The 24,446-nt window shown below is 65.4% G+C and carries 26 protein-coding genes; 15 read left to right on the top strand and 11 right to left on the bottom strand.

Annotated features, from left to right (window positions below; translation table 11 throughout):
* Positions 1 to 5: 5 nt before the first annotated feature.
* The 4 genes from JQ566_RS26040 to JQ566_RS26025 are packed head-to-tail and all read left to right on the top strand — an operon-like array spanning position 6 to position 2,480.
* Positions 6 to 803 carry a ComF family protein gene (locus JQ566_RS26040; protein WP_212377694.1) on the top strand — a complete coding sequence of 266 codons (798 nt, stop codon included), beginning with the start codon at positions 6 to 8 and terminating at the stop codon, positions 801 to 803.
* Positions 804 to 850: 47 nt separating this feature from the next.
* Positions 851 to 1,126, top strand: coding sequence for a glutaredoxin 3 (grxC, locus tag JQ566_RS26035; protein WP_212377692.1), 276 nt, complete (start codon positions 851 to 853; stop codon positions 1,124 to 1,126).
* Entirely contained in the window at positions 1,123 to 2,001 is an 879-nt protein-coding gene (locus JQ566_RS26030; protein WP_212377690.1) for a carbon-nitrogen hydrolase family protein, read from the top strand. Before grxC ends, JQ566_RS26030 begins: the two co-directional genes overlap by 4 nt.
* The gene (locus JQ566_RS26025; protein WP_212377688.1) at positions 1,998 to 2,480 is read left to right on the top strand and encodes a DUF1178 family protein; all 483 of its coding nucleotides are present in this window, start codon (positions 1,998 to 2,000) and stop codon (positions 2,478 to 2,480) included. The genes JQ566_RS26030 and JQ566_RS26025 overlap by 4 nt, the downstream gene beginning before the upstream one ends.
* Here JQ566_RS26025 and JQ566_RS26020 read toward each other — a convergent pair.
* The 3 genes from JQ566_RS26020 to JQ566_RS26010 all read right to left on the bottom strand — a co-directional run bounded on the left by JQ566_RS26020 (position 2,477) and on the right by JQ566_RS26010 (position 4,800).
* Entirely contained in the window at positions 2,477 to 3,376 is a 900-nt protein-coding gene (locus JQ566_RS26020) for an EamA family transporter (protein ID WP_212377686.1), read from the bottom strand. The genes JQ566_RS26025 and JQ566_RS26020 overlap by 4 nt on opposite strands.
* A gap of 174 nt (positions 3,377 to 3,550) precedes the next feature.
* Positions 3,551 to 4,318, bottom strand: coding sequence for a bifunctional 2-polyprenyl-6-hydroxyphenol methylase/3-demethylubiquinol 3-O-methyltransferase UbiG (gene ubiG, locus JQ566_RS26015; protein WP_212377684.1), 768 nt, complete (start codon positions 4,316 to 4,318; stop codon positions 3,551 to 3,553).
* Positions 4,319 to 4,332: 14 nt separating this feature from the next.
* Positions 4,333 to 4,800, bottom strand: coding sequence for a PH domain-containing protein (locus JQ566_RS26010; protein ID WP_212377682.1), 468 nt, complete (start codon positions 4,798 to 4,800; stop codon positions 4,333 to 4,335).
* Positions 4,801 to 4,951: 151 nt separating this feature from the next.
* Here JQ566_RS26010 and JQ566_RS26005 point away from each other — a divergent pair, with 151 nt between their 5' ends.
* From JQ566_RS26005 to JQ566_RS25985, 5 genes are all read left to right on the top strand, one after another.
* Positions 4,952 to 6,208 carry an aspartate kinase gene (locus tag JQ566_RS26005; RefSeq protein ID WP_212377680.1) on the top strand — a complete coding sequence of 419 codons (1,257 nt, stop codon included), beginning with the start codon at positions 4,952 to 4,954 and terminating at the stop codon, positions 6,206 to 6,208.
* Between the two features lie 376 nt (positions 6,209 to 6,584).
* Positions 6,585 to 8,852 (top strand): phosphoenolpyruvate--protein phosphotransferase, encoded by a 2,268-nt coding sequence (ptsP, locus tag JQ566_RS26000; protein ID WP_212377678.1) that lies wholly within the window; start codon positions 6,585 to 6,587, stop codon positions 8,850 to 8,852.
* A 58-nt stretch (positions 8,853 to 8,910) separates the two neighbouring features.
* Positions 8,911 to 9,996: a peptide chain release factor 1 gene (prfA, locus tag JQ566_RS25995; RefSeq protein ID WP_212377676.1), complete on the top strand. Its 1,086-nt coding sequence runs from the start codon at positions 8,911 to 8,913 to the stop codon at positions 9,994 to 9,996.
* 3 nt (positions 9,997 to 9,999) lie between these two features.
* Positions 10,000 to 10,881 carry a peptide chain release factor N(5)-glutamine methyltransferase gene (prmC, locus tag JQ566_RS25990; protein WP_212377674.1) on the top strand — a complete coding sequence of 294 codons (882 nt, stop codon included), beginning with the start codon at positions 10,000 to 10,002 and terminating at the stop codon, positions 10,879 to 10,881.
* 464 nt (positions 10,882 to 11,345) lie between these two features.
* Entirely contained in the window at positions 11,346 to 12,110 is a 765-nt protein-coding gene (locus JQ566_RS25985; RefSeq protein WP_212377672.1) for a DUF4167 domain-containing protein, read from the top strand.
* Between the two features lie 137 nt (positions 12,111 to 12,247).
* On the opposite strand, the gene JQ566_RS25980 is transcribed toward JQ566_RS25985, so the two are convergent.
* Entirely contained in the window at positions 12,248 to 12,991 is a 744-nt protein-coding gene (locus JQ566_RS25980) for a methyltransferase domain-containing protein (RefSeq protein ID WP_212377669.1), read from the bottom strand.
* A gap of 108 nt (positions 12,992 to 13,099) precedes the next feature.
* On the opposite strand from JQ566_RS25980, the gene gloB reads away from it, so the two are divergent.
* Entirely contained in the window at positions 13,100 to 13,867 is a 768-nt protein-coding gene (gene gloB / locus JQ566_RS25975) for a hydroxyacylglutathione hydrolase (RefSeq protein WP_212377667.1), read from the top strand.
* 23 nt (positions 13,868 to 13,890) lie between these two features.
* Positions 13,891 to 14,313: a cupin domain-containing protein gene (locus JQ566_RS25970; protein ID WP_212377664.1), complete on the top strand. Its 423-nt coding sequence runs from the start codon at positions 13,891 to 13,893 to the stop codon at positions 14,311 to 14,313.
* A gap of 6 nt (positions 14,314 to 14,319) precedes the next feature.
* On the opposite strand, the gene yddG is transcribed toward JQ566_RS25970, so the two are convergent.
* The 3 genes from yddG to JQ566_RS25955 all read right to left on the bottom strand — a co-directional run bounded on the left by yddG (position 14,320) and on the right by JQ566_RS25955 (position 17,489).
* The gene (yddG, locus tag JQ566_RS25965) at positions 14,320 to 15,189 is read right to left on the bottom strand and encodes an aromatic amino acid exporter YddG (protein ID WP_212377661.1); all 870 of its coding nucleotides are present in this window, start codon (positions 15,187 to 15,189) and stop codon (positions 14,320 to 14,322) included.
* 142 nt (positions 15,190 to 15,331) lie between these two features.
* Positions 15,332 to 16,057 (bottom strand): acetoacetyl-CoA reductase, encoded by a 726-nt coding sequence (gene phbB / locus JQ566_RS25960; RefSeq protein ID WP_212377658.1) that lies wholly within the window; start codon positions 16,055 to 16,057, stop codon positions 15,332 to 15,334.
* A gap of 253 nt (positions 16,058 to 16,310) precedes the next feature.
* A complete protein-coding gene (locus JQ566_RS25955) occupies positions 16,311 to 17,489 on the bottom strand; it encodes an acetyl-CoA C-acetyltransferase (protein WP_212377655.1) in 1,179 nt (392 codons plus the stop codon).
* A 315-nt stretch (positions 17,490 to 17,804) separates the two neighbouring features.
* Between JQ566_RS25955 and phaR the strand changes: the two genes are divergently transcribed.
* Together phaR and JQ566_RS25945 are read left to right on the top strand one after the other, a co-directional pair.
* Positions 17,805 to 18,395 carry a polyhydroxyalkanoate synthesis repressor PhaR gene (gene phaR / locus JQ566_RS25950; RefSeq protein ID WP_212377651.1) on the top strand — a complete coding sequence of 197 codons (591 nt, stop codon included), beginning with the start codon at positions 17,805 to 17,807 and terminating at the stop codon, positions 18,393 to 18,395.
* Between the two features lie 108 nt (positions 18,396 to 18,503).
* Complete coding sequence (locus JQ566_RS25945) at positions 18,504 to 19,121, top strand: class I SAM-dependent methyltransferase (protein WP_212377935.1); 618 nt, start codon at positions 18,504 to 18,506, stop codon at positions 19,119 to 19,121.
* A gap of 126 nt (positions 19,122 to 19,247) precedes the next feature.
* On the opposite strand, the gene JQ566_RS25940 is transcribed toward JQ566_RS25945, so the two are convergent.
* On the bottom strand, positions 19,248 to 20,135 hold the full coding sequence (locus JQ566_RS25940; RefSeq protein ID WP_212377648.1) for a branched-chain amino acid aminotransferase: 888 nt from the start codon (positions 20,133 to 20,135) through the stop codon (positions 19,248 to 19,250).
* A gap of 109 nt (positions 20,136 to 20,244) precedes the next feature.
* Here JQ566_RS25940 and JQ566_RS25935 point away from each other — a divergent pair, with 109 nt between their 5' ends.
* The gene (locus JQ566_RS25935; protein ID WP_212377645.1) at positions 20,245 to 21,180 is read left to right on the top strand and encodes an alpha/beta hydrolase; all 936 of its coding nucleotides are present in this window, start codon (positions 20,245 to 20,247) and stop codon (positions 21,178 to 21,180) included.
* Positions 21,181 to 21,187: 7 nt separating this feature from the next.
* Here JQ566_RS25935 and JQ566_RS25930 read toward each other — a convergent pair whose 3' ends face one another.
* Complete coding sequence (locus JQ566_RS25930) at positions 21,188 to 21,436, bottom strand: hypothetical protein (RefSeq protein ID WP_212377643.1); 249 nt, start codon at positions 21,434 to 21,436, stop codon at positions 21,188 to 21,190.
* A gap of 213 nt (positions 21,437 to 21,649) precedes the next feature.
* On the opposite strand from JQ566_RS25930, the gene JQ566_RS25925 reads away from it, so the two are divergent.
* Positions 21,650 to 22,522 (top strand): hypothetical protein, encoded by an 873-nt coding sequence (locus JQ566_RS25925; protein WP_212377933.1) that lies wholly within the window; start codon positions 21,650 to 21,652, stop codon positions 22,520 to 22,522.
* 65 nt (positions 22,523 to 22,587) lie between these two features.
* Here the strand turns inward: JQ566_RS25925 and JQ566_RS25920 are convergent, their stop codons facing one another.
* Complete coding sequence (locus tag JQ566_RS25920) at positions 22,588 to 23,148, bottom strand: carboxymuconolactone decarboxylase family protein (protein ID WP_212377640.1); 561 nt, start codon at positions 23,146 to 23,148, stop codon at positions 22,588 to 22,590.
* A 108-nt stretch (positions 23,149 to 23,256) separates the two neighbouring features.
* On the bottom strand, positions 23,257 to 24,420 hold the full coding sequence (locus tag JQ566_RS25915) for a PLP-dependent cysteine synthase family protein (RefSeq protein ID WP_212377637.1): 1,164 nt from the start codon (positions 24,418 to 24,420) through the stop codon (positions 23,257 to 23,259).
* Between the last annotated feature and the right edge of the window lie 26 nt (positions 24,421 to 24,446).

Below are 24,446 nucleotides of genomic sequence, written 5' to 3'. Positions count from 1 at the left end.
CTCTCATGGAAGTCGACGCCGCCCCTCCCCGTTCCATCTCCTCACCATTGCGTGCCGCATGGACGGCCGGCCGCCATGCGCTGGCGCGCGCGGCACGGCTCGCGCTCGACATCGCACTGCCGACGCAGTGCGTATCCTGCCGCGAGCCAGTCGATGGCGAGGGCGTTTGCGCTTCGTGCTGGGCGCGACTGTCGTTCATCGAACGGCCCTACTGCCCGCGGCTCGGCGTTCCCTTCGTCTATGATCCCGGCCCCGACATGCTGTCGATGGAGGCGATCGCGAGCCCGCCGGCCTACCAGCGGGCGCGCGCGGCGGTGCGCTATGACGACGTCGCACGCACGCTGGTGCATGCCTTGAAGTATCAGGACCGCACGGATCTGGCGCCGGCCATGGGGCGTTGGATGGCGCGCGCAGGCGGCGAGCTGCTGACGGGCGCCGACATGCTGGTGCCGGTGCCCCTGCATTGGCGGCGGGCCTGGCGCCGCCGCTACAACCAGTCCGGAGCGCTGGCGCGCATCATCGAACGGCAGAGCGGGGTCAGGGTGCAGGGCGACGTGCTGCGGCGGGTCCGCGCCACCGAGCAGCAGATCGGCCTGTCGCGGGCCCAGCGCGCCACCAATGTGCAGGGCGCATTCCAGGTATCTCCCGACCGCCAAGCCGAGGTCCAGGGCCGCCGTGTCGTCCTGATCGACGACGTGCTGACCTCAGGTGCGACATTGGATGCCTGCGCGCGCGCCCTGCTCCGCGCCAAGGCAGCCCAGGTCGACGTGCTGGTCTTCGCCCGGGTTGTGGAGATCAGGTGAAGTCCCATATAGTTCAATGAATTCATGACATGAGAGCGCCAGACGAGATGACTGCTGCTGTCGAGATCTACACCAGGCCGGGCTGCGGCTATTGCTCCGCCGCCAAGTCGCTGCTGACCCGCAAGAAGGCGACCTTCACCGAATTCGACGTCGCCAAGAACCCGTCCTGGCGCCAGGAGATGTACGGCCGCGCCGGCGACGGCTCGACGTTCCCGCAGATCTGGATCGGCGGCACCCATGTCGGCGGCTGCGACGACCTCTACGCGCTCGACCGCGAAGGCAAGCTCGACGGCCTGCTCGAAAGCATCAAGGCGGTGTCATGAGCGAGAATCGCACCTTCACCGCCGCCATGGTGCAAATGCGCACCGGCCTGATGCCCGGACCGAGCCTCGAACAGGCAACGAGGCTGATCCGGCAGGCTGCGGCCAATGGCGCCGACTACGTGCAGACGCCCGAAGTCAGCAACATGATGCAGCTGAACCGCAAGGCATTGTTCGAGCACCTGCAGAGCGAAGAGGACGACACCTCGCTGAAGGCCTACCGGGCGCTCGCGGCGGAGCTGAAGATTCACCTCCATGTCGGCTCGCTGGCGCTGCGCTTCTCGCCGGAGAAGGCGGTCAACCGCTCCTTCCTGATCGGGCCCGAGGGCGACGTGCTCGCGAGCTACGACAAGATCCACATGTTCGACATCGAGCTGCCGGACGGCGAGAGCTATCGCGAATCCGCCAATTACCAGCCGGGCGAGACCGCCGTGATCTCCGACCTGCCCTGGGGCCGGGTCGGGCTGACGATCTGCTACGATGTGCGCTTTCCCGCGCTGTACCGCGCGCTCGCCGAGAGCGGCGCGTATTTCATCACGGTGCCCTCCGCCTTCACCCGCAAGACCGGTGAAGCGCATTGGCACGTGCTGCTGCGTGCACGGGCGATCGAGACCGGCTGTTTCGTCTTCGCTGCAGCCCAGGCCGGCCTGCACGAGAACAAGCGCGAGACCTATGGCCACTCGCTGATCATCGATCCCTGGGGCGAGATCCTCGCCGAAGCCGATGTCGAGCCCGGCATCATCATGGCCAAGATCGACCCGGCCAAGGTCGAGACCGCCCGCCGCGCGATTCCATCGCTCCAGCACGGCCGCCGCTTCGGCGTCTCCGATCCCAAGGCCGGGCCGGATCATTTGCACCTCGTGCGGGGCTCGGCATGATCCGCTACGCGCTCCACTGCGACCGCAATCACGCCTTCGAAAGTTGGTTCCAGAGCTCGTCGGCCTATGATTCGCAGGTGAAACGCAAGCTCGTGACCTGCCCGATCTGCGGCTCGGCCAAGGTCGACAAGGCGATCATGGCGCCGCGCATCGTCGGCAAGAAGGGCCGCGGTCCCGCGGTGCCGCCGCCGGAGCCCACTGCTGCGACCACGGCCGAGGCTGCGCCGTCAGGACCGACCTCGCTGCTGATGGCGCAGGAGCGCGAGCTGCGCGCCAAGCTGAAAGAGCTGCGCGACCACATCGTCAAGAACGCCGATAATGTCGGCGAGCGTTTTCCGAACGAAGCCCGCGCCATGCATTACGGCGACAAGGAGCACCGGCCGATCTACGGCGAGGCCTCGCCGGAAGAGGCGAAGTCGCTGATCGACGAAGGCATCGAGGTCTCGCCGCTGCCGACGCTGCCGGAAGACCGGAACTAAGCTCCCACCAGCACCGCCACGCCGACCACGATCAGCGCGATGCCTGCAAGCTCGCGCGGCGCGATCGGCTGCTTGAACGAGTAGCAGGCGACGGCTTGCGCGAACAGCACCTCGATCAGCGCGAGCGTGCGGACATTGGCGGCCGCCGTCAGCGCGAATGCCAGGAACCAGAATTGCGAGGCGAAGGCACCGGTAAAACCCGCGAGCATCGACGGCCGCCACAGCCCGAGGATTCCCCGCAACACGTCCGGCGCGCGCCAGAGCAGATAGATCGTCAGCACCAGCGTCTGCACGAACAGGCCGAGCACCAGCGTGAATGACGAGGCCGTCACGAACGACACGTCCGGCACGGTGATGATGGCGCCGCGAAAACCGACCGCAGAGAGCGCGAACGCCGCCGCGGCGACGAGGCCGGTGATGGTCGGCTTCAGCTCGGCAAAGCTCTTCTCGCCACCGGGGCGCAGCGCGGTGACGACGACACCGACGGTCGCGATCACGATCGCCAGCACCTTCGGCCAGGTCAGGCGATCGCCGAGGAAGACGAAGCCGAAGATCGCAGTCTGGATCGCTTCGGTCTTCAGGTAAGCCGTCGTCACCACAAAAGAGCGGTCGTTCATCGCAAGCAGCATCAGGCCGGTCGCGACGATCTGGCTGAGCGCCCCTAACAGCAGCCACGGCCAGAACACGGCCGGCGGCGCGCTCAGATGATCGCCAGTCGCGACCAGGACCACGCCGAGGAACAGCAGCGAGAACGGGAAGCCGAACAGGAAGCGGATGTTGGTCGCGCCCCAGGTCCCCAGCGGCTTCGTCAACGACCGCTGCATCGCGTTGCGCACGACCTGGCCGAGCGCAGCGATGATGGTGAAGGGAATCCAGAGGCTGGCGATGGTGAGCATGGGTCGTGGGGTGGCAGGGGCTAGCGATTCCAGCCAACCTGCCGCTGGCGGCGAAGCAGGTCAATCACGCGGATGTCATGGGTGCGATGCTCTCGCGACCAACTCCGCCGTCATCCCTGCTTTCGCAGGGACGACACCGTTTGTGGAGAGGCAGCTCGCATCCTACTTCCGCCCTCACACCATCGCTTCCGCGACCACCATGTAGTTCACGTCCATATCGGACGAGAGAGCCCATTTGTCGGCGAAGGGTGAGTAGACGACGCCGGTCTGCTCGGTGATGACGAGGCGGTTGTCGAGCAGGTATTTTGCGAGCTCGTCGGGGGTGACGAACTTGTTCCATTCGTGGGTGCCGCGCGGCAGCCAGCGCAGCACGTATTCGGCGCCGACGATGGCGAGGGCAAAGCTCTTCCAGTTGCGGTTCAGCGTCGAGACCACCATCAGGCCGTTCGGCTTCAGCATCGCGGCGCAACGCTTCAGGAAGACGCCGACGTCGGTGACGTGCTCGACCACCTCCATCGCCAGCACGATGTCGAAGCGCTCGCGCGGATCGATCTCCTCCACCGTGGTGCAGCGGTAGTCGATCGCCAGATGGCTCTTGTCGGCGTGCAGCTTCGCCGCCGCGATGTTGCTCGCCGACGGGTCGATGCCGATGACTTGGGCCCCCAGGCGCGACAGCGGCTCGCAGAGCAGGCCGGCGCCGCAGCCGATGTCGAGCACGCGCAAGGACCCGAGGCAATTGAGGCTGCGGACGTTACGCTCGAACTTGCGGCAGGCGGCGTCGCGGATGTAGCCGAGCCGCAGCGGGTTGATCCGGTGCAGCGGCGCCATCTTGCCCTTGGGGTCCCACCACTCCGCCGAGAGCTTTGAAAATTTCGCGATCTCGGCGGCGTCGACGGTCGAGCCCGGCTGGGCGGTGAGGGAAGTATTTTGCTGCATGCTCATGATTGCGCGCGGTCCTACCGCGTGGTGATCGAACTACGGAAAGCGAGCGGCGAGGCGATGGTCTTGATCGTCTCGATCCCCTCGCCGACGCCACGAATCGTCACATCGCCGTAGTTGAGAATACGTCCAAGAATGGTCTGGTCGACATCGACGCTCTCGACCTTGTCCAGCGCCATCTCGAAGGTTCGGCGCTTGATGAAACCGGTCTTGTGCACGACCCTGAGGTTGGTGACGTCGGTCTCGGTGGTGAAGCGATGGAACCAGCCCTTGATGGTCCAGTACAAGGCCGCCAGAGCCACGAGACCGGAGGCAACGAGGCAAAGCAATACGAGCCCGTCGGCGGTGGCCTGCCGGGACAGGACGAACAGGACCAGCGCCACGATCCAGGCCGCGATGGCCGGAGAATAGAAGATCCAGTGCGCATTGGTCGAATACAGCACCCGCTCGCCGGGTTGCAGGATCTCGTCGATATAGCGCGCCATGACCTCGGTTAACCCACTACCCCACACCCTGCCCCCGCAGGAACCCGCTTGCCCCCGGCCCCGACGCTCTGTATACGCGCGGTCGGTGTCCGCGAGGCCCGTCCAGTGCGGGTCACCATACTGATCCTTATGAAGGAATGCACGCGTCGTCATGAGCCGCCTCGTGATGAAATTCGGCGGCACATCCGTCGCCAATATCGAACGCATCCGCAACGTCGCACGCCATGTGAAGCGTGAGGTCGATGCCGGCCATGAAGTGGCCGTGGTCGTCTCGGCAATGTCGGGTAAGACCAACGAGCTGGTGGCCTGGTGCACCGAGGCCTCGCCGATGCACGATGCGCGCGAATACGACGCCGTGGTCGCCTCGGGCGAACAGGTGACCTCCGGCCTCCTTGCCATCGTGCTCCAGGGCATGGGCATCCAGGCCCGCTCCTGGCAGGGCTGGCAGATCCCGATCAAGACCAGCGACGCCCATGCCTCGGCCCGGATCGAGGACATCGACGGCAGCGAGATCATCAAGCGCTTTAGGGACCGCAAGGAGGTCGCGGTCATCGCCGGCTTCCAGGGCATCAACCCCGAGACCCATCGCATCACCACGCTCGGCCGTGGCGGTTCCGACACCTCGGCCGTGGCGATCGCCGCCGCCGTCAAGGCGGACCGCTGCGACATCTACACCGATGTCGACGGCGTCTACACCACCGACCCGCGAATCGTGCCGAAGGCCAAGAGGCTTGATAAGATCGCGTTCGAGGACATGCTGGAACTGGCCTCGCAGGGCGCCAAGGTGCTCCAGGTCCGCTCGGTGGAACTCGGCATGGTCCACAACATGCCGATCTTCGTCCGCTCGAGCTTCGACAAGCCCGAGGATATCGACCCGCATGCCAACCAGCCGCCCGGCACGCTGATCTGCAGCGAGGAGGAGATCATGGAAAGCCACGTCGTCACCGGCATCGCCTTTTCGAAGGACGAGGCCCAGATCTCGGTGCGCCAGATCGAGGACAAGCCTGGCGTTGCGGCCTCGATCTTCGGCCCGCTGGCGGATGCCAACATCAACGTCGACATGATCGTGCAGAATGTTTCCGAGGACGGCAAGACCACCGACCTCACCTTCACGGTCCCGGCCGCCGACTACACCCGCGCCAAGGACACGATTACCGCCGCCAAGGCCAAGATCGGCTATGCCCGGCTCGATACCGCCACCGACGTCGCCAAGATCTCGGTGATCGGCAGCGGCATGCGCAGCCACGCCGGCGTCGCCGCCCAGGCGTTCTCGGCCCTTGCGGGGCGGAACATCAACATCCGGGCCATTACAACCTCCGAGATCAAATTCTCGGTTTTGATCGACACCGCCTATACCGAGCTGGCGGTGCGCACGCTGCACACGCTCTACGGCCTCGATCAGGCCTGAAGCGCGACCCTCGTCGCGCTTCAGATTGTCGTTTGAGCATGGCCTTTCCGGAAAACCGCTTCGCACTTTTCCGGACCATGCCTGGGCTAATTTTCTCTTAGCGGTCGCAGCAAACGCGAAGGTGTACACACCTTCGCGTCTGGCAGGCGTTTTGCTTGGCAAAACAAGCCTCAATTCGCTATACGGCGGACAGGGTGGGCTGCCGCAGACTGTGTCCCAGTTCAGGCGGCGCTGATTCGGTACGGGCGCCAAATCTCAAGTAGATTTTTGGGGCTTGTGCCTGCGCCGGACAAACAATTTGGTTGTTTTTCTGGAATTTTGGGCCAGCCGCCGGCCGATACCGCCGGGTCTGGCAGACGGAGGAGATTGACGGTTCATGCGGAGCGCGTCGGGAGGTCCCCGCGTCTTGTTGAGACGGCTCCGCGAAACCATGGCGGAGCAGGTCTCGGCCCAGGAGCGGCTGGACAAAATCGTGGTGCTGATCGCCGCCAACATGGTGGCCGAGGTGTGCTCGGTCTACGTGCTGCGCGTCGACAACACGCTCGAGCTCTACGCCACCGAAGGTCTCAACCGCGAGGCTGTGCACCATACCGTGCTCAGCGCCCATGAGGGCCTCGTTGGTCTCGTCGCCAGCGAGGCGACCCCGCTCAACCTCAGCGATGCGCAAAGCCATCCGGCCTTCTCGTTCCGTCCCGAGACCGGCGAAGAAATCTACCACTCCTTCCTCGGCGTGCCGATCCTGCGCGCCGGCAACACGCTCGGCGTGCTGGTGGTGCAGAACCGCGCCAAGCGCAACTATGTCGAGGAAGAGCTCGAGGCGCTGCAGACCACCGCCATGGTGCTGGCGGAACTGATCGCCTCCGGCGAGCTGTCGGCGCTGGCGCAGCCCGGCCTGGAGCCGGCCGCGCGCCATTCCGCGCAGAAGGTCGGCGCCATCCTCTCGGAGGGCATCGCGCTCGGCCATGTCGTGCTGCACGAGCCGCGCGTCGTCATCAAGGACTACATCGCCGAGGACCTGCCGAAGGAGATCAAGCGGCTCGACAGCGCGCTGGCCAAGCTGCGCTCCGACCTCGACCGCATGCTGGAGCGCGGCGACGTCGCCGATGGCGGCGAGCATCGCGAGGTGCTGGAAGCCTACCGCATGTTCGCCAACGACCAGGGCTGGTCGCACAAGCTGCACGAGGCGGTCGCCACCGGCCTCACTGCCGAAGCCGCCGTCGAGCGCGTGCAGTCCGACACCCGCGCGCGCATGCTGCGCTCGACCGATCCCTATTTGCGCGACCGGCTGCATGACCTCGAGGATCTCGGCTACCGCCTGATGCGACAGCTCGTTGGTCAGGACCATGCACCCTCGCGCGAGCAACTGCCCGACAATGCCATCGTCATCGCCCGCGCGATGGGCCCGGCGGCACTGCTCGATTACGACCGCAAGCGCCTGCGCGGCATCGTGCTGGAGGAAGGCACCGCCAATTCGCACGTCTCGATCGTGGCGCGCGCGCTCGGCATTCCCGCCGTCGGCGAGGTGCCGAACGCGCCCGGCATCGCCGACCCCGGCGATGCCATCATCGTCGACGGCACCTCCGGCTCGATCTATGTGCGCCCGTCGCAGGAGATCGAGGCCGCCTTTGCCGAGCGCGTGCGCTTCCGCGCCCGCCGCCAGGCACAATATCTGGCGCTGCGCGACCGGCCCTGCGTCACCAAGGACGGCCAGAAGGTCGAGCTGATGATCAACGCAGGGCTGGCCATCGACCTGCCGCATATCGAGGACACCGGCAGTGCCGGCATCGGCCTGTTCCGCACCGAGCTGCAATTCATGGTCGGCCAGAGCCTGCCGCGCACCAGCGACCAGCTCGCGCTCTATCGCACCGTGCTCGATGCCGCCGGCAGCAAGCCCGTCACCTTCCGCACCCTCGATATCGGCGGCGACAAGGCGCTGCCCTATATGGAAGCCGTGATCGAGGAAAATCCCGCGCTGGGATGGCGCGCGATCCGGCTCGGGCTCGATCGTCCCGGCCTGTTGCGCGGCCAGATCCGCGCGCTGCTCCGCGCCGGCGGCGGCCGTGCACTTCGCATCATGTTCCCGATGATCTCGGAGGTCGCCGAATTCGACTCAGCCAAGGCGCTGGTCGAGCGCGAGCTCACCTATTTGCGCCAGCACGGCCACACGCTGCCTGAAAGAATCGACATCGGCACCATGGTCGAGGTCCCCGCGCTGCTCTATCAGCTCGACGAGCTCCTGAAGAAGGTCGATTTCATCTCGGTCGGCTCCAACGATCTGTTCCAGTTCCTGTTCGCGGTCGACCGCGGCAATGCCAAGGTGTCCGAGCGCTTCGACACCATGTCGGCGCCGATCCTGCGCGCGTTGCGCGACATCGCGCGCAAGGCGCACGCGGCGCAGAAGTCGCTGTCGCTCTGCGGCGAGATGGCGTCGAAGCCAATCGGCGCGCTGGCGCTGATCGCGCTGGGCTACCGCTCGCTATCGCTCTCGGCGACCGCACTCGGCCCGGTCAAGGCGATGGTGCTCGACCTCGACGCCAAGAAGGCCGAAGCCATGCTCAACCCTCTGCTGGATGCGCCGGCGGGCAGCGTCTCGATCCGGCAGAAGCTGACGGAATTTGCCGAGACCGAGGGCCTTGCGTTGTAGCGGGCCTGCCCCCGTTCCTCGCCGCCCTCGCCTCTTTCCGCCATTTGAGACTGAACCGATGTCGTCACTTCCCGAAGCCAAACTGGACGTCCTGCTCGCGCATCACGCCTCGCTCGAGGCTGAATCGCTCGGACAGCTCGCCTCCGAGCGCTATGTGCAGATCACGCGCGAGCTCGCCGAGATCACCCCGCTGATCGAGGCGGTGAAAGCCTATCGTTCCGCCGTCAAGGAGCTCGCCGACGCCGAGGCGCTGATCGCCGATCCCGCGACCGATCCGGAGATGCGGAGCATGGCGGAAGCCGAGCGCGACGAGCTGACGCCCAGAATCGAGGAGCTGGTCCAGAAGATCCGCGTCGCGCTGCTGCCCAAGGACGCCATGGACGACCGCAACGTGGTGCTGGAAATCCGCGCCGGCACCGGCGGCGACGAGGCCTCGCTGTTCGCCGGCGACCTGTTCCGGATGTACGAGCGCTTCGCTGCCTTGCAGGGCTGGAAGGTCGAGGTGATCTCGGCGAGCGAAGGCACGGTCGGCGGCTACAAGGAAATCATCGCTGAGGTGCAGGGCCGCGGCGCGTTCTCGAAGCTGAAATTCGAATCCGGCGTGCACCGCGTGCAACGCGTGCCCGACACCGAGACGCAGGGACGCATCCACACCTCGGCGGCGACGGTCGCCGTGCTGCCGGAGGTCGAGGACGTCGACGTCGACGTCAAGAACGACGATCTGCGCATCGAGACCATGCGCGCGCAAGGCGCGGGCGGCCAGCACGTCAACAAGACCGAATCGGCGATCCGCATCACCCATATCCCGACCGGCATCGTGGTGATGATGCAGGACAGCCGCTCGCAGCACAAGAACCGCGCCTCCGCCATGAACATCCTGCGCTCGCGCATCTATGACGCCGAGCGGCAACGGGTCGACGCGGCGCGTTCGGCCGAACGCAAGGAGAAGGTCGGCTCCGGCGATCGCTCCGAGCGCATCCGTACCTATAATTTTCCGCAGGGGCGCGTTACCGACCATCGCATCAACCTCACGCTCTACAAGCTGCCGCAGGTGATCGCGGGTGAAGCGCTGGGCGAATTGGTCGACGCACTGACGACGGAGCACCAGGCCGCACAGCTCGCTGCGCAAGGCGCGGCGGCCTGAGGCGTGAGCAACCCCTTCATCGGACAATCCATCGAGCGCGCGCGGCGTATGCTGGCCGCGCAGCTGAAATCGGCACAGCTCGACGAAGCCGAGCTCGACGCACGCATCCTGATCAGCGCGGCACTCGGCCTCGACCTCACCGGCCTGGTCACGCAGGCTGCCCGTCCTCTCACCGCGGCCGAAGCATCGCGGCTCGCGCAGCATGCACAGCGCCGCATCGCCGGCGAGCCGGTGGCGCGCATTCTCGGGACACGCGAGTTCTGGGGCCTGCCGTTCCGCCTGTCGGAAGCAACCCTGGTCCCGCGGCCCGACACCGAGACGGTGGTCGAGCGTGCGCTCGAGCTTTTTCGCGAGCGGCAGGCGTCCCATCCGCCCCGCATCGCCGACATCGGCACCGGATCCGGCGCGATCCTGCTCGCGCTGCTGCACGAAATTCCGGATGCTTTCGGCGTCGGCACCGATCTCAGCCAGAACGCGCTCAGAACCGCCAGGGACAATGCCGCGGCGCTCGGCCTCGCCGACCGCGCCGCCTTCGTCGCCTGCTCCTATGCGGCGGCGCTGCGCGGCCCGTTCGACCTCATCGTCTCGAACCCGCCCTATATTCCCTCGGGCGAGATTCCGAAATTGAGCATCGAGGTGCGCGAGCACGATCCGCATCTGGCGCTCGACGGCGGCAATGACGGATATGACGCCTACCGCGCTCTGATCCCGCAGGCGGCCGAACGGCTCGCGCCCGGCGGCGCGCTGATCGTCGAGGCCGGACAGGGCCAGGCCCAAAATATTGAAACCTTGATGAGGGGCGCCGCGTTATCGCTGGACAGGCCACCCAAGGCCGACCTGGTAGGCATTCCGCGGGCCGTTTCGGCCCGAAAAATGCCCCCATAAAAGCCGGATTGGGCTGCAAAAACCTCTTGGAATATCGCCTGGGAACGACTACGTTCCGTTCAACACATCGGTGCCGGCCCCGTAGACCCTACGGGCGAAAGCCGGGCTCTCGGGCGAGAGCTTTACTGATTTAAGGGTTCCAAGCCGCAGGTCCTGTTGAGCGCGATGGCCAGTGGAGCTGCGCTGCTCTCCGACCGCAACGTGAACGAAAGCCAGATATTGCGCTTGAAGACTTACGCAAGACAGCTGGGCCTGTTTCGGCAGGCGAAGTGAATGGGTTCGCTGGCAATGAATGCTGGCGGGTGGGGAACGCGTCTTTGTTGAACGCGACGGTCGACGAACATCGGCAGGGTTCGATCCGCTCTTGCGCGCGGTGTGCGCGAGAGGTGTGAGCCGCTGTCACCAGGTCACTCCTAGCAATCAGTAATGCGTGCAACCTTTAGGGCTGGAATTAAAGGCAGGACATGAGAAACGGTCAAAACAAGCAGCGGATGCGCAACCGCAACAACAATAACAACAACCGACGCGGCCAGAACCCGATGACCCGGGTCTACGAGTCCAACGGACCCGACATCAAGATTCGCGGCACCGCTTCGCACATCGCCGAAAAGTATCTCCAGCTTGCGCGTGACGCGCGCTCCTCCGGCGACCCCGTTGCAGCCGAGAACTATTACCAGCACGCCGAGCATTATTTCCGCATGATCGCGGCCGCCCAGGAGCAGTTCCGCCAGAACCAGCAGCCGCGCGGCGACGAGCCTGTCAGCACGAGCGACGACAGCGAGGACGACGGCGAGAATTTCTCGGCCTTCGGCCAGGAGCCGGGCTTCGTGCCGCAGCCCCAGCAGCAGCCGTTCATGCGCGATCGCGACGGCCAGCGCGATCACCACCAGCGTGATCATCAGCAGCGCGACAACCAGCAGTCCTATCAGCGTGACAACCAGCAGCCGCGTGAGCACCGCGAACGCGAGCATCGTCCGCAGCCGCAATATCAGCCGCAGCCGCAACCCGCGAACCAGCCGCAGCCCGTCATCGCCGACGCCGGCGGCGTCGACCGCCTGCCCTCGTTCATCACCGGCGCGCAGCCGCAGGTGAATGGCAGCCAGAGCGGCTTCGAGGGCGGTGGCGGCGGCGAGCGCTATCCGCGCCGGCGCCGCCGGCCGCATGGGCCGCGTCCCGAGCGCGAAGCGGCCCCCGCCGCGTCCAGCGACGAGGTCGCCCCGGGCGAGTAAGCTTCTTCTGATTTTCTGATCTGGATCGTCCCGGCCTCGCCGGGACGATTTGTTTTTGGGGACGACCGGTGGCGGCGTTGCACCTCTCCCGCTTGCGGGAGAGGTAGCGCACCGTCTTCCCGGCAACGCTTGTTGCTTTAGCTGCGCGTCACCGTCGAGGACGGCACCAGCACGGGCTTGGCCAGCGAGGGAATCAGCCGCGCCCGCTCGCGCTTGGCGGGGATCGCGCGGTAGACCTGCTTGGTGGCCTCCACGATATGGACGCCGGCAAAGGGCAGCGACAACGCCGCGCCGGCACGTTCCCACATCTGCGCCGATTTCAGCACCCAGCCGCCGGCGTAAGGCGGCATGAACAGCGCCTCGCCCCAGGCGGTCGGCGTGAACCAGGTCTGGCGCAACAGCTCGGTGATCTGCGAGCGCGAATAGGGCCGGCCGTGACCGAACGGCGTGCTGTCGGTGCGGGTCCACACCCCGCGCCGGTTCGGGATCACGGCGATCACGCGTCCGGATGGCGACAGCACCCGCCACACCTCGCGCAGCAGCGCAGCCGGATCGTCCGACATCTCCAGCGCGTGGACCAGCAGGATGCGATCGACCGCGGCGTCAGGAAGCGGCAGCGAGAATTCGTCGACCAGCGAGGCCAGCGCCGGCCGGCCCGTCGGCCATTTCAGGACGCCCTGGGCCGCCGGCATGAAGGCGATGCAGCGCTCGGCGTCCTCGCGGAACAATCCCAGATAGGGCGTGGGATAGCCGATGCCGAGCACGCGCTGGCCCTCGGCGCCGGGCCAGCGCTCCCTGATGCCGCGATTGATCATCTGCCGCGCCACGATGCCGAGGCGGCGGGAATAGAACTCGCGGAGGTCGACGACGTCGATGGTCATGACGGCAATGTAACATGCGCGAGGGCACGCCTGCGCGCGGAATATTGCATTGCCTGGGCAACCTTAACGCCATATTTGTCTGCCGGGGCTGAGCCCGATGGAGATGACATGGCCGCCGAAATTCGTACTTTCACCTGTTTAAACGACAATTTCGGTTATCTGATCCACGATGTGGAAACCAAAGCGACGGCGTCGATCGACGCGCCGGAGGCCGGCCCCATCCTCAAGGCCCTGGAGCGCGAGGGCTGGCAGCTGACCGATATCCTGATCACCCATCATCATGGCGATCATGTCGGCGGGGTTGCCGAACTCAAGCAGAAATACAATTGCCGCGTCGTCGCGCCGCACGATAAGACGACGAAGATCGCAAATGTCGATTTGCGCGTCGCCAATGCCGACGTGGTCAAGATCGGCAATTTGCTGGCGCGCGTCGTGGAGACGCCCGGCCACACGCTCGACCACATCTCCTACGTGTTCGACACCGAGAAGACGGTGTTCGCCGCCGACACGCTGTTCTCGATCGGCTGCGGCCGTGTCTTCGAAGGCACCTACCCGATGATGTGGGATTCGCTGCTGAAGCTGCGCGCCCTGCCCGACGACTTCAAGCTCTATTGCGGCCACGAATACACGGCGTCCAACGTCAAGTTCGCGCTCACCATCGAGCCGGACAATGCGGCGCTCCAGGCGCGCGCCGCGGAGGTGACGAAGCTCCGGGCCGAGAACAAGCCGACCATTCCCGTGCTGCTGGGCGACGAGAAGCGCGCAAACGTATTCCTCCGCGCCGACGAGCCGGCGGTCGCAGCCAAGCTGCACATGAAGGGCGCCGACGCCGCTGCGGTGTTCGGCGAGCTGCGCGAGCGCAAGAACAAATCCTGAAGAAGAAAGTCCAGACTGGATCGATGCCGACCGCAGCCGAGATCATCGCGCGCCTCGAACTCCGACCGCATCCCGAAGGCGGGCATTACCGCGAGACGTTTCGCGATCAAGCCACGGACGCCAACGGGCGTTCGCGCTCGACCCTGATCTACTTCCTGCTCGCACGCGGCGAGCGTTCGCACTGGCATCGCGTCGATGCGGTCGAGACGTGGCATTATTACGCCGGCAGTCCCTTGATGCTGCGCATCGCCCATGACGGCTGCTCACAGCACGAGGTACGGCTGGGCACCGACCTCGCCGGCGGCGAGCGGCCGCAGGCGATCGTGCCGGCGCAGGCCTGGCAGATGGCGGAAACCACGGGCGAATGGACGCTGGTCGGCTGCACCGTGGCGCCGGCGTTCGAGTTCGCAGGCTTCGAGCTGGCACCAAAGGGCTGGGAGCCGTAGCTCCCCTCATCGCTTCCGCAGCACCATGTCCTTGGCCGCAATCAGGCCGCCGCCGGCAATGAGGATCGCAGCAATCGCGATGTTGGTGCTGGCCTTGGCAAAGCCGGCGGCGATGAGGAATCCGGTCGAGAGCAACGGGGTCGCGTAGGAGGCGGCGCCGAGCACGCGGATGTCACCGCGCTTCATGCCGATGTCCCAGGCGTAAAACGCAGCACCGACCGGGCCGATGCCGAGTGCGATGACCGAGAGCCATTGCACGTTGGTCTTCGGCCAGACCGTGGTTTCAAGCAAGCCATGCATCAGCGCGGCCAATATGGCCGTGGCAAGACAGAAGCCGGCGACGGCATCGGTCGGCACCGCCTTCAATCGACGGGACAACACCGAATAGCTTGCCCAGACGAAAGCGGCGATGAAGGCCGCGATCAATCCCGGAACCGCGCCCGGCACAAAGCCGGAGGTGTTGCCGGCGAACAGCAGCACGGTCCCGACGAGGCCGAGCACGGCGCCGATGATGTGGTGCATGGCGAGCCGCTCACCGGGCAGGAATGACGAGAACAGCACGATCAGCAGCGGCCACAGGTAATTCAGAAGGCCGGCTTCGGCCGGCGGGGCGAAGCGCAGCGCGAGAAAATACAGCGCATGATAGCCGAACAGCCCGCCGACGCCGACGACCCAGACGACGAGCGGCTGCCGCAGGCTCTTCGCCGCCTCGCTCCGCCCGATCCAGGTGAGCAGGCCGACGACACCGCCAATCGCGAAGGTCATCGCAGCGAGCTGGAACGCCGGGATCTTTCCGGTCGCCACCGTCATCACGGATAGCAGCGACCACATCAGGATCGCGGTCAATCCGATCAGCGTGGCGGTGCGGGGAGTCATCGGCCCAATGTTTCCGTCATGGCCGGGCTTGTCCCGGCCATCCACGTCCTTCCGTGGCGACGGCTGTTGTAAGGCCGTGGATGCCCGGGACAAGCCCGGGCATGACGATGTAGAAAATATCAGCCCACGTGATGCGATCGCATCACACCATGTACTGGCCGCCGTTGACCGTCAGGGTCGAGCCGGTGATGAAGCCGGACTCGTCGGCGGCGAGGAACACGACCGCGCGCGCGATCTCCTCGGGCTCGCCGAGCCGGCTGGCCGGGATCTGCGGAATCACGTTCTTCTCCAAAACGTCCTTCGGCACCGCCTGCACCATTTCGGTGTTGATGTAGCCGGGGCAGATCGCATTGACGGTAATGCCGCCCTTGGCGTTCTCGAGCGCGAGCGCCTTGGTGAAGCCGATGTCGCCGGCTTTCGCCGCGGAATAGTTGACCTGACCGAACTGCCCCTTCTGGCCGTTGATCGACGAGATCGAGATGATGCGGCCGAACTTGCGTGCCCGCATGCCCTCGATGACTTGGCGCGTCATGTTGAACAGCGAGCCGAGATTGGTGTTGATGACGGCGTTCCACTGCTCCAGCGTCATCTTGTGGAAGGCGGTGTCGCGGGTGATGCCGGCATTGTTGACCAGCACCTCGATCGGGCCGAGATCGGCCTCGACCTTCTTCACGCCCTCGGCGCAGGCATCGAAACTGCTGACGTCCCATTTGTAGACGGCGATGCCGGTCTCGGCCTTGAATTTCTCCGCAGCCGCATCATTGCCGGCATAGCTTGCCGCGACCTTGTAGCCGGACGCCTTCAGCGCCTTGCTGATCGCCGCTCCGATGCCCCGCGTACCACCCGTCACCAGTGCAACACGTGCCATGTCGTATTCCTTCCCTTGGACTCTTCCTTGGACTCTTCGGACGTTTCTGACGTGATCGTTTTTAGCTGCGGATTATGCGGGACGTTTGACGGACATCAAGAACAAAACGCCCGGCGTGAGCCGGGCGTTTCTCTTTAATCGAGGCTTGCGTGGTTGCGAAGAATATTTGATTTGCAACCGCTGCCTTTTTAGTCGCGTGCAACGCACGCGCTGACGTGTGCGGCGCACGCGTCAGCTGCGTGCAAGGTCGCCGTCAGTCGCGCGCCACACACATGGCGATGCCCATGCCGCCGCCGATGCACAGCGTGGCCAGGCCCTTCTTCGAATCGCGCTTCTGCATTTCGTGCAGCAGCGTCACCAGCACGCGCGCGCCGGACGCGCCGATCGGATGGCCGATCGCGATCGCGCCGCCGTTGACGTTGACCTTGGAGGTGTCCCAGCCGAGATCCTTGTTGACGGCGCAGGCCTGCGCCGCGAAGGCCTCGTTGGCCTCGATCAAATCGAGATCGCCGACGCTCCAGCCGGCCTTCTTCAGCGCGGCGCGCGAGGCCGGGATCGGGCCCGAGCCCATGATCTTCGGATCGACGCCGGCCTGAGCCCACGACACGATGCGCGCGAGCGGCTTCTTGCCTTCCTTGGCGGCCTGCTTCGCGGTCATCAGCACCACGGCGGCAGCGCCGTCATTGATGCCGGAGGCCGAGCCTGCGGTGACCGTGCCGTCCTTCTCGAAGGCGGGACGGAGCTTGGCCATCGCATCGAGCGTGGCGCCATGGCGCGGATATTCGTCGGCGCTGACGACCACGTCGCCCTTGCGGGTCTTGATGGTGACGGGGACGATCTCGTCGTTGAACTTGCCGGCCTTCTGCGCCGCCTCGGCCTTCTGCTGCGAGGCGACCGCGAACTCGTCCTGCTGGGCGCGGGTAATCTGCCACTGCCGCGCGACGTTCTCGGCGGTGTTGCCCATGTGGTAGCCGTTGAAGGCATCCCACAGGCCGTCCTTGATCATGGTGTCGACGAACTCGACGGGACCCATCTTGACGCCGCCACGCAGATATTGGGCGTGCGGGGCCATGCTCATGGATTCCTGGCCGCCGGCGACCACGATCTCGGAATCGCCGTTGAGCAGCGCCTGGTAGCCGAGCGCGACCGTGCGCAGGCCCGAGCCGCAAAGCTGATTGACGCCCCAGGCCGGGCTCTCCACCGGAATACCGGCGGCGATCGAAGCCTGGCGGGCCGGGTTCTGGCCCTGGGCTGCGGTCAGGATCTGCCCCATGATGACTTCCGAGACCCGGCCGGGCTCGATGCCACCGCGCTCCAGCGCGGCCTTGATGGCGATGGCGCCGAGGTCATGGGCAGGAAGGGTCGCGAAGGCTCCGTTGAAGCTTCCGACCGGGGTGCGGGCGGCGCTGACGATGACGACATCGTCTGACATGGGCATCTCCTGGGACTTGAGGTTCTTGTGAAGGGGCAGGCGGGGCTGGAAAAGCGATCGCCAGTCTCGTCAGCCATCCTGTTAACGTCGTTGAGGCATGTCAATCGGCGGGGGACCGAATTCATGCCGCAGCGCATTCAAAATAGCGTTCTTGGCGTTTTCGCAAGCAGGTTTTTGCTGCCCGATTAACCGTGGCGCACAAAACGGTAGCGTGACCCCTTTGAAAATGCTTATTTTGTTGCGTTGCGTACTCTTCCCGCCCTGCGGCATGGCCCGCCGGGTTCCCGTTCTCAGCGTTTTTGCAAGTGAGAGCCCATGGCGAAATCAGACCAACCCACCACCATCAAGAAATACGCGAACCGCCGGCTCTATAACACCGGAACGAGTACTTACGTGACGCTGGAAGACCTCGCCGCCATGGTCAAGGACGGCGAAGATTTCCTGGTCTACGATGCCAAGAGCGGCGACGACATTACCCGCTCCGTGCTCGCCCAGATCATTTTCGAGCAGGAGAACAAGGCCGGCCAGAACCTCTTGCCGACCACCTTCCTCCGCCAGCTGATCCGCTTCTATGGCGACAGCATGCAGATGGTGGTGCCGAAATATCTGGAGCAGTCGATCGCGACCCTGACCCAGGAGCAAGAGAAGTTCCGCAAGCAGATTGCCAACACGCTGTCCGGCACTCCTTTTGCTCCGTTGGAGGAGCAAGTCCGCCGCAACATGGAGCTGTTCCAGCAGACCTTCTCGATGTTCAAGCCGTTCGCAGCGCCTCGTCCGGCGGCCACTCCCGAGCCGGAGCCCGATGCGAGTGCCGAGGCGCCGAAGGACGGCAATATCGACGAGCTGCGCCAGCAGATGAAGGAAATGCAGGAACGCCTCGAGCGGATGTCGAAGAAGGACGAGTAGCTCCTTCGTTCGTACCGGCGCGTCCGCATGCGGCGGACGCGCGAATTGCCAGTTGATCCCGGCAGCGCCGCTTACGCGCTGCCGTCCCCGGCCAAGGCCGGAGCCACCATGTCTGACCGCACCATGCACTGGGAGAACGTCTACGCCACCAAGGGCGAGACCGAGGTCAGCTGGTATCAGGCTAGCCCGGCGACCTCGCTGGCGATGATTCGCACAGCCAACTCCGATCATGACGCGGCCATCATCGATATCGGCGGCGGCGCATCGCGGCTGGTCGATGCGCTACTTCAAGACGGATACCGCCATCTCGCCGTGCTGGACCTCTCCGCCAACGCGCTTGACGTAGTGAAGAAGCGCATCGGTCAGGCCGCTTCAACGGTCGACTGGATCGTCGCCGATGTCACGACGTGGCAGCCAGCGAAGACCTACGACGTCTGGCACGACCGCGCTGCGTTTCACTTCCTGACCGATCCCCGCGACAGGGCGGCTTACGTCGAGCGCCTGCGATCGGCGGTCGCGTCTGGCGGCCACGTCATCATTGCGACGTTTGCACCCGATGGTCCTGAGAAATGCAGCGGCCTGCCAGTGCAGCGCCATGACAGTGCGAGCCTCGCAGCGGAGCTTGGTCGAGAGTTCGAGCTGATGGAAACGCGCCGCGAGATGCATCATACGCCGTGGGATTCGACGCAGGCGTTTCAGTTCAGCCGATTTCAGCGAAGCCTTTAGAAACGGTGTCATGCCCCGGCTTGACCGGGGCATCCAGTACGCCGCGGCTTATCGAGGAATCACAACCGCCTCTGGAATACTGGATCGCCCGATCAAGTCGGGCGATGACGGCGGGGTAAATGGCAGCTACGCCGCCAGCTTCACTGCATGCGCAAAGTCCCAATAGAGCTTGCGCGCCTTGATGTAGAACGGACCCGGCTTCAGCGCGCGCTCGTCGATGCGGATCACGGGCGCGACCTTGGCGAAATTGCCGGTTGAAAAGATCTCGTCGGCGGCCAGGAAATCGGCATAGCGCAGCGTCTTCTCGACCACGGTGACGCCGTCGCCGCGAAGCAGGCCGATGACGCGCTGGCGCGTGATGCCGTTCAGGAAGGTGCCGTTCGGCACCGGCGTAAACACCACACCGTCCTTGGCCATGAACACGTTGGAATTGCCGAACTCGGCGACATTGCCGAGCATGTCGAGCATCAGCGCGTTCTGGAAGCCGCGCGCAGCAGCTTCCGCGAGCGCACGCGAATTGTTCGGATAGAGGCAGGCCGCCTTGGCCTCGACCGGCGCACATTCGGCAGTGGGCCTGCGGAACGGCGACAACGTGATGGCGTTGCCGACGGGCTTTGGCATCGGGGCCTCGTAGATGCACAGGCACCAATTGGTGGTCTCGGGGTCGAACAGCACGCCGCCGCCGCTTCCGTTCTGCGCCCAATACATCGGGCGGATATAGAGCTCGGCATTCGCCGCAAAGCGCGCGATGCCTTCGTTCGCGAGCGTCAACCAGGTGCCGGTATCGACCACCGGCTTCAAGCCGAAATTGATCGCGGATTGATTTGCGCGAGCGACGTGACGGTCGAGATCGGGCGCAACACCCTCGAACGCGCGGGCGCCGTCGAACACGATCGAGCCGAGCCAGGCCGCATGCGTGCGCGGACCCATGATCGGCACATTGCCGTCGTGCCATTTGCCGTCGAAGAAGGTCCAGGTCGGCGAATAATCGATGGGCTTCTTGAGCTCGGCCATGACCGGCCTCCCCTTGCAAATATCCGGGCACTATTGCCCCAATTTCTAAACGATTTGCTGCGGGTACTCGATGAGTTACCCTCTTCCCTTGTGGGAGAAGGAAAGATCCATGCCGCTCGATCCGCTCGCAAAGCGTTTGTTGACCATGATGGCGGCGGCTGCGCCGCAGGCCCGGAGCCGGCCGAGCGTGGAGGCGCGGCGGCAATCGCTGGCAAAGCTGATGCAGTTCGCGCGTGCCGAGGCGCCGGATGTGACGACCTCCGACGGCATGCTGACCGGCCCGGGCGGCGAGCTGCCCTACCGCCTCTACACGCCGGCAAGCGCTGCGGAGCTCGCACCGGGCTTCGTGTTCTTTCATGGTGGCGGGCTCGTCGCCGGCAGCATTGCCACGCATGATCGCATCGCCGCGGCGCTTGCGCACGCCACCGGATGCCGCCTCGTGTCGGTCGACTACCGGCTCGCGCCGGAGCACAGATTCCCCGCTGCCGTCGACGACGCGATCGCCGCCACCGAATGGGTGGCGCGAGAGGCGGCATCGCTCGGCATCGACGCTGACCGCCTGGTGATCGGCGGCGATTCCGCCGGCGCCACGCTCGCCGCGGTCGTATGCCAGGAGGCGGTGCAGATCGCCGGCCTCTCCATCGCCGCGCAATGCCTGATCTGCCCGGTGCTGGATTTCGAGGAGACCTCGCCCTCCCGCGAGGCCTTTGCCGAAGGCCACCTGATCGATCGCGCCACGATCGAAGCCGATCTTTCCGACTATCTGCCTGGCGGCATCGACACCGCCGATCCCCGCATCTCTCCGTTGCGCGCGACCCGGCTCACCGGCCTGCCGCCCGCGATCATCCACACCGCCGAGTACGATCCGATGCGCGATGAAGGCAATGCCTATGCCCGCAAGCTGCTCGCCGCGGGTGTCGCCGTCGAGCATGTCTGCCACGACGGCATGGTTCACAATTTTCACGCCATGGGCGCGATCCTGCCGCAGGCGCAGCTCGTGCTGTCGCAGATCGGCGAGCAGGTGCGGAGGGCGGTGGAGAGATAAGCGCGAATCACGCCCTCGCGCCGATTACCGCGCGCGCTGCCACGACATACTCCGGCCAGTGCGCATCCGCGTAGCGTTCGGCCTGCCGCGCGCAGGTGATATCGGGCGCGTGCGCTGCGGCGATCGTGCGCGCGAAGCGCTCTTCCGCGACCGTCACGTCGCCGGGTTCGGCCGACGGTGCAGCGGCGGCGACAGCGGTCGGAGCAACAGCGAGCCCCGCCAGACCAGTGAGCAGGATGCGGCGTGACGTGTTCATGGCTGTCTCCTCCATTGTTCGGCCTGCACTGTGGCGGGCGAGTGTGTCCGTGCGATCACGGCAGGGTAACCGCACATATCCATGCCGTCCATCGCTTGCGGATAGCGCTTGACCGAACGAGCGATCACGTTCCATCTAACAACGGTTTCGCCATCAAATCGCCACGCGTCGGATCGCCACGTGCCTCTTCGCAGCCAATCCCGTCGTCCGGCTTTGCGCGCTGCCGCGACGGGACTGCTTTGTCTGGCGATCCCGGCAGGCGCCGCCTTCGCGGCCGACGATGAGGAGGACAAGCCGACAAAGCCGGCGGTGCCGAACATCTATCTCGACCTCCGCACCATCTATGCGGCGATCCCGGCGGGCACGCTCGCGCTCGGCTTCGGCAACACCTCGCTGTCGGCCGCATTCGGAGCCCTGGCGGCGCAACGCGGCACAACGCTGCCGAACGGCTTGCCGGCGGCAAAGGCCGTCGGCGTCGACCTGCCGCTGACCGTCGACGTCACCGACCGCGTCTCGCTCTATGGCGGCGTGTCGGGCTCCACCATTGACCTCGGCAGCGGCTGGTCGGCGTTCGACATCACGAGCTGGAACATCGGCGTGCAGGCCGACCTCTACCAGCAGAATGGCGGGAAGATCCCGACCATCACGCTGCAATCGACCCTGACGCAGTCGGTGCCGAACGAGCAGGGCATGACGAATTCCTTCAACAACATCCTGGAATTCGACTACGCGCTCGACGAGGACGAGACGCGGGGCTGGCTGGCCGGCATGCAATATACCTACACCACCATCGCCAGCCCGTTCGCCAGCATCCGTCCAAACACGATCCTTTATGCCGGCGGCTATTATCAATGGCCGAGCAACTGGAAGTTCACCGGACGCCTCGGCATGCAGTCTTTCGGCGGCGCGCAGTTCGCAGGCCGAACGATAGCGGAGTCCTTCACCCAGCCGACCCTGCGGCTCGACCTCGACCGCATGGACGACAACGACAACCGCCTGTTCGGCATCACAGCGCAGATCGCGTGGACGCCGAAGCCGGCCTACCAGCTGACGCTGCGCACGCCGCTCTATGCGGTGCGCAATTAGCATGATCCCGGAAAAGTGTGCAGCGGTTTTCCGAAAGGATCATGCTCAAGCGAACAAAGCCGCTGCTACTCCGGCACCGGCACGTCGAAGGTGTTGAGCGTGACCGAGACCATGCAGTAGACGCCGACGAGATAGGACAGCTCGGCCGCGCCGTGCTCGCCGAACTCCTTCACCGCCGCGCGATAAGTCAGCTCCGGCAGCACGCCGCCGCTGACCAGGGCCGAGGCCATATCGTAGGCGACCGCCTCCTGCCTGGTGAGATCCGCCGGCCGCTGGCCGGCGACGATGGTTGCGAGCTTCTCGTCGGAGAGACCGCGCTGCTCGGCCACCAGCACATGGGCATAGAGCTCGTAACCGGACCGGAAATGCGAGCCGGTGACGAGAATCGCGACCTCGCGCACCGGCGCGGGCAACAGCGGGTTCGACGCGATCGCCTTGACCAGCTCCCACACCGGCTTGCCGAAGCGCGGCTCACGGATCCACGGATTCCAGGGCCCGAGCAGCGCACCGTCGTCGCGCATGTTCACAAAACCCTTGAAGTGGTCCTTGATGCCGGCCTGCATGTCGTCATAGAGCGGCTTCTGCTCAGCACTCACGTCTTTCGGATCGAGAATGGGAAGGCGCACGGCGGGATCTCCTCGTTGAGAAGACGCAAGCGTCACCTGCATGCGTGCGCAAGACAAGTGAAGTTGCCGTGACGATCGTGCAATTCCGCAAATACAGGGCGATGCCGGCTATGACACCGCGGAGGTTCGCACGCTTTGGGGATTGACGACGTCGTCGACGTCCAGCGCCAGCGGCTCGCCTGTCGCCAGAAACGACGACAAGGCCTTCTCGAACGGCGCCGGATCGAGGCCGCGTGCGGCGAGCCAAGCGGGCTCGTAATAGGTCTGCCGATAGCGCTCGCCGGAATCGCAGATCAGCGTCACCAGCGATCCTGCGAGGTTCACCTTGCGCATCTCCGAGGCAAGCCGGCACAGCGCCAGGAAATTGGTGCCGGTGGAGCCGCCGACAGCGCGGCGCAGCCGGCGCGACAGCACGTTCATCGCCGCGACCGTCGCCGCATCCGGGATCTTCATCATGCGGTCGACCACGCCGGGCACGAAGGACGGCTCGCAGCGCGGCCGGCCGACGCCCTCGATCAGCGAGGGGCGTTCGCAAACATGGGAACGGTCCTGCGTGCGGAAGCAGTCGAAGAAGGCGGAGTGCTCGACATCGGCGACGCACAGCCGCGTCGGATATTGCCGATAGCGCAGATAGCGTCCGATGGTGGCCGACGTGCCGCCGGTGCCGGCGCCCATCACGATCCAGTCCGGCAGCGGGCGCGGCTCGCCTTGCAATTGCGTGAAGATGGACTCGGCGATGTTGTTGTTGCCGCGCCAGTCGGTGGCGCGCTCGGCGAAGGTGAACTGGTCCATGTAATGGCCGTTCAGCCGGGCCGCGAGCGCCGCAGCCTCCGCATAGAGCGCGCGGCCGTCGTCGATCAGATGGCAATTGCCGCCATAATGCTCGATCGCCGCGATCTTCTCCGCCGAGGTCGTCCGCGGCATCACGGCATAGAAGGGCACGCCGATCATCTGCGCGAAATAGGCTTCCGACACCGCCGTCGATCCCGACGAGGCCTCGACGACGGGCGTACCTTCGCGGATGTGGCCGTTGCAGAGCGCGTAAAGGAACAGCGAGCGCGCCAGCCGATGCTTCAGGCTGCCGGTCGGGTGCGTGGACTCATCCTTCAGGTAGATGTCGATGCCCGATAACGCCGGCACGATCAGCCGGATCAGATGCGTGTCGGCGGTGCGGCACTGGTCGGCCTCGATCGCGGCCACGGCCTCGTCGACCCAGCCGCGCCGATAGGCCGGTCCGGCCGGGTTGTGCTGGCGGAAGGGGAATGTCTGCATCGCACGAATCTCTCATGATGCGGATG

The organism is Bradyrhizobium sp. SZCCT0231, assembly GCF_018130245.1.
Taxonomy (GTDB): domain Bacteria; phylum Pseudomonadota; class Alphaproteobacteria; order Rhizobiales; family Xanthobacteraceae; genus Bradyrhizobium; species Bradyrhizobium japonicum_F.
Note: the sequence above shows the minus strand (reverse complement) of the source record. Positions and strands in the feature narration are given on the sequence as shown.